Origin of the sequence: Actinophytocola sp., assembly GCF_035712165.1 — a bacterium.
Taxonomy (GTDB): domain Bacteria; phylum Actinomycetota; class Actinomycetes; order Mycobacteriales; family Pseudonocardiaceae; genus DASYTH01.
In genome coordinates, this window is sequence record NZ_DASTBH010000579.1 from 1 (window position 1) to 4,713 (window position 4,713).

Sequence of the window (4,713 nt, forward strand, 5' to 3'; positions counted from 1 at the left end):
TGGCCCTGTTCCTGCCGATGACCAACCTGGTCTGGCTGCACCGGCCCAAGGCAACGCAGTTCACCGAGATCATCACCGAGCACTTCCCCGTGCCGCGCGAGTTTCTCGACAAGGCCGTGGAGGTGATCATCCCGGCGGAACACCGGTCGGCACCCTCTCCGCGGATCGACCCGGAGCCGGCTGGCTGGCCGGAGCAGCGTGACGCGCTGGTGCGGGCGATCCTGGCCAGCGCGACGCCGGACCGGGACGACCGGCTCTTCCCCGGCGACATCGAGCAGTTCTCGGTGGGCGGATTGGGCCTCGCCTACGGCGCCGCCGGTGTGCTCTACGCCCTTTCGGTCTCGGGCGTGGACCGCCAACCCCGGCTGGAGGACTGGCTGCTGCGCCGGGCGATCAACCCGGCCAACGGCACGCGCCCCGGCCTCTACGACGGCCTGCACGGAGTGGCGTTCGTGCTCGATCACCTCGGCCACCGGCAGGAAGCTCTGGATGTCATCGACATCTGCCTGCGGGAGAACTGGGAGTCGCTCGGCTCGAACCTGTCGAGCGGGCTGGCCGGGATCGGGCTGAACCTGCTGCACTTCGCCGACAAGACCGGCGAACCCGTGTTACGGCTGGCCGCGCACCGGGCCGCGGAGCTGGTCGCCGCACGGCTCCGCGACCCGGATCCAACCGCCGCCGAGGAACCGCCGCTGATCAGCGGCGGCGTGCATCCCTTCGCCGGCCTGATGCAGGGCCGGTCCGGCGCCGCACTGCTGCTCATGCGGACCTACGACGACACCGGCGACGTGACCTTCCTGGACGCCGCCGCCGAGGCGCTGCGCTGGGATCTGCGCCGCACCGTCGTCCGTCCGAACGGGACACTGGAGATCAACGAGGGCTGGCGGACCATGCCCTACCTGGCCGCCGGCAGCGTGGGGATCGGGGTGGCGATCGACGCCTACCTCGCGCGGCGCCACGACGAGCAGTTCACCGCCGTGCTGCCCGGCATCGAGTTGGTCTGCACGCTGCCCATGTACATCCTGCCGGGACTGTTCCAGGGTCGGTCCGGCATCCTGCACTACCTGGCTGGCCGGTCGGCGAACCCGGCCGTCGACCCGCTGGTCACCACCCAGGTCCGCAACCTGAGCTGGCATGCGCTGCCCTACGGCGACGGCACCGCCTTCCCCGGTAGCGGCCTGATGCGGCTGTCGATGGACCTCGCCACCGGCACCGCCGGCGTGCTGCTCGCGCTCGCGTCCGCGCTGCACGACCAGCCCGTTTCCCTTCCGCTGCTGGCGCCGGTCCGGCGTCCGGCCACCGCGGAACCCCAGACTCCCGCACCCACCGGTGTGGGTAGGTGAACAAACAATCCGAAGGAGTCACAATGTCGGTTCTCGACCTGCAGGGCATGGAGTCCGCGCCTGAGTCCACCACCGGTGGCGGCAGCAGCAACAGCGGCCACAGCTGCCCCAGCAACCTGTCCGTGACGCTCTGCGACGGCAGCTCCGGCCTGTCCGTGCTGATCTGCCACTGACGCCTTCACTGGCACTGAGATAAACCAGAGGCGCGGTCCCGGACGAGTCGCGTTCGTCCGGGGCCGCGCCCTTATCTCCATCGTAACGAGGGGCCAGGCCCGGCACCGGAGTCTTTAGGCCCTATTGAGAGGGAGACCGTCGTGACGGCATTCGGCGCGACCGCCCGCCGGGCCGGCCGTTGGCTGCCGCTGATCGGGCTCAGCGCGCTCGCCGGCACGCTGAGCATGCTCGCCCTGCCGGCGGTGCTGGGCCGGGCCGTCGACGAGATCGTCACCGGCGGCGACACCGGCACCTGGATCGCCGCGGCCGCCGGGCTGCTGCTGCTCAGCATGGTCGCCGACCTGGCCGGCGCGTTCGCCGGCGTCATCTGCACCGCGAACACCACGGCCTGGCTGCGGACCCGGCTGGTCCGCCATCTGCTGGCGATCGGCCCGGAGGGCGCCCGCCGGTTCGACACCGGTGACCTGGTGACCCGGGTGTCCGGCAACGCCGCCGACGCGGCCAACGCCGGTCCGGTCCTGGTGACCGTGGTGACCGGCGTGCTGCCGCCGGTCGGCGGGGTGGTGCTGCTGGCGGTCATCGACCCGTGGCTCGCCGCCGCCTTCCTGGCCGGCATCGGCCTGGTCGTGCTGGTGCTGCGGGCGTTCACCAAGCGCACCGCCGAGATCGTCATCGCCTACCAGCGGATCCAGGGCCGGATCGCCACGCGCCTGACCGAGTCGCTCGGTGGCGCGCGCACCATCGCCGCCGCCGGCACCGTCGACCGCGAGCGGGACCGGGTGCTCGAGCCGTTGCCCGAACTGCACGAGCAGGGCCGGCGGACCTGGGCGGTGCTGTCCCGGGCCAGCGCCCAGGCCGCAGTGGTCGGTCCGCTGGTGCTGGTCGCCGTGCTCGCCGCCGGGGGGCTGGCCCTGTCCGCCGGGCGGATCACCCCCGGCGAGATGTTCGCGGCCAGCCAGTACGCGGTGATGGGGGTCGGGCTCGGCGCGCTGACCGGGGTGTTCGGCGCGCTCGCGCGGGCCCGGGCCGGCGCGCGCCGCGCCGGTGAGGTGCTGGAGGTCGATCCGGTGGGCTATGGCGCGGCCGCCCTGCCGGATGGCCCGGGACGGCTGGACCTGCGCAAGGTCGTCGTCCGCGCCGGTGAGGTCACCCTGCTGGATGGCGTTGATCTCACCATCCCGGGTGGCTGCGCGGTGGCCGTCGTGGGGCACTCCGGCGCTGGCAAGTCCACGCTGGCGGCGGTCATCGCCCGGTTGCGCGATCCCGACGACGGCGAGGTGCTGCTGGACGGCGTGCCGATCGCCGAGTTGGCCGGACCGGACCTGCGCCGCGCGGTGGCCTGCGCGTTCGAACGGCCGGTGCTGGTGGGGGACACGATCGCCGATGCCATCGGGCCGGGCCTGGAGCCGGAGCGGGTCCGGGCGGCGGCGGCCGCCGTGCACGCGCACGAGTTCGTCAGCCGGCTGCCGGAGGGCTACGACACCGCGCTGGCCGACGCGCCGATGTCCGGCGGCGAGCTGCAACGGCTGGGACTGGCCCGGGCCTGGCCCGCCGAGCGGGTGCTGGTGCTCGACGACGCCACCTCCAGTCTGGACATGGTGACCGAGATGCAGATCGGGCAGGCCCTCACCGGCGGCGACCACCGCACCCGGCTGATCGTCACGCACCGGGTCTCCACCGCCGCGCGGGCGGACCTGGTGGTCTGGCTGGACGGCGGCGCGGTACGCGCGGTCGGCCCGCACGAGCGGCTCTGGGAGTCAGCCGACTATCGCGGGGTCTTCGGATGAGCCGGGACCCGGACGGCAGGCGGTTCCGCGAGCTGCGCTACGGCATCGGGGCGCTGCGCCGCAAACCGTTGCTGGCGCTGGCCGCCTGGTCGGTGCCGGAGGCGCTGCCCGCCGCGCTGTCCGGTGTCGCCATCGCCCGGGCCGTCGACCGGGGGTTCCTGGCCGGTCGCCCGCTCGTCGGTCTGCTGTGGCTGGCCGGGTTCATGGCCGCGGCCGCGGTGAGCGCACTCGGCTCCCGGCAGGTCTACCGCAAGCTCGGTGCGCTGGTCGAGCCGATGCGCGACGACCTGGTGCGCCGGGTGGTGACCGGCGCCCTGGCGGGCAGCGTCGCGGGGCAGCCGGAGTCGGGCGCGCTGGCCCGGCTGACCCGGCAGGTGGAGGTGGTCCGGGACACCTTCGGCGGCCTGATCGTGATCGTGCGCGGGTTCCTGGTCGCGGTGGTCGGCGTGGCGATCGGGCTGCTGTCCGTCGCGCCGGTGGTGGCGTTGCTGATCCTGCCGACCTTCCTGCTCGGCTTCGTGCTGTTCCTCGGCACGCTCGGCATGTCGGCCGCCCGGCAGCGCGCGGCGGTGTTCGCCGACGAGCGGCTGGCCACCTCCGCGAGCGAGGTGCTGCGCGGGGCCCGGGACGTGTTCGCCAGCGGGACCCAGGACCACGCGGCCCGGCTGGTCACCCGGTCCATCGACGCGCAGGCCGCGGCCGAACGGTCCCTGGCCTGGGTTTCGGCCCTGCGGATGCTCTGCTTCGCCGTCGGCGGCTGGCTGCCGCTGCTGACCCTGCTGTTCGCCGGCCCGTGGCTGGTGGCGCAGGGGCTGACCGCCGGCGCGATCATGGGCGGGCTCACCTATGTCCTGTTCGGACTCCAACCCGCGCTACGCAACGTGTTCTCCGGGTTGGGTGGCAGCGGGCTGCGGTTCGTGGTGACCCTCGGCCGCATCCTGGACGCCACCGCGCCGCCTGCGGTGGCGCAGCGTCTCGCCACCCCGCCGGACACCCGGGACCTGACGCTGTCCGGCGTCACCTTCGCTTACGGCCCGCACGCCGAACCGGTGCTGCGCGATCTCGATCTCTTCGTGCCCGAAGGCGACCATCTGGCGATCGTCGGGCCCAGCGGCATCGGCAAGTCCACCCTGGCCGGGCTGCTGTGCGGGCTGTTGCGACCGGTCGGGGGGCGTGTCGAGATCGGCGGTGTGCCTGCCGCCGGTCTCGCCCCCGACCGGCTGGCCGGGATCCGGGTGCTGATCCCCCAGGAGGCCTACGTCTTCGCCGGCACCGTCTGGGACAACCTGACCTACCTGCGGCCGGGTGCGACGGTCGAGGAGGTCCGGGCGGCGGCCGCCGCCATCGGCGCGACCGGGCTGCTGGACCGGCTCGGTGGGTATCAGGCCGGCCTGGTGCCGGCGGACCTG

Annotated in this window: 4 protein-coding genes; all 4 read left to right on the forward strand. The window is 73.6% G+C overall.

Features of this window, described 5'->3' with window-relative positions:
- The coding region (locus VFO68_RS33835; protein ID WP_325162517.1) for a lanthionine synthetase LanC family protein at positions 1-1,343 on the forward strand (1,343 nt) is incomplete at its 5' end.
- 23 nt (positions 1,344-1,366) lie between these two features.
- Positions 1,367-1,516, forward strand: a complete 150-nt coding sequence (locus tag VFO68_RS33840; RefSeq protein WP_325162518.1) for a SapB/AmfS family lanthipeptide — start codon at positions 1,367-1,369, stop codon at positions 1,514-1,516.
- A 141-nt stretch (positions 1,517-1,657) separates the two neighbouring features.
- Positions 1,658-3,304 carry an ABC transporter ATP-binding protein gene (locus VFO68_RS33845; RefSeq protein ID WP_325162519.1) on the forward strand — a complete coding sequence of 549 codons (1,647 nt, stop codon included), beginning with the start codon at positions 1,658-1,660 and terminating at the stop codon, positions 3,302-3,304.
- A partial coding sequence (locus VFO68_RS33850; protein WP_325162520.1) for an ABC transporter ATP-binding protein occupies positions 3,301-4,713 on the forward strand: 1,413 nt, incomplete at its 3' end. The genes VFO68_RS33845 and VFO68_RS33850, both read left to right, overlap by 4 nt.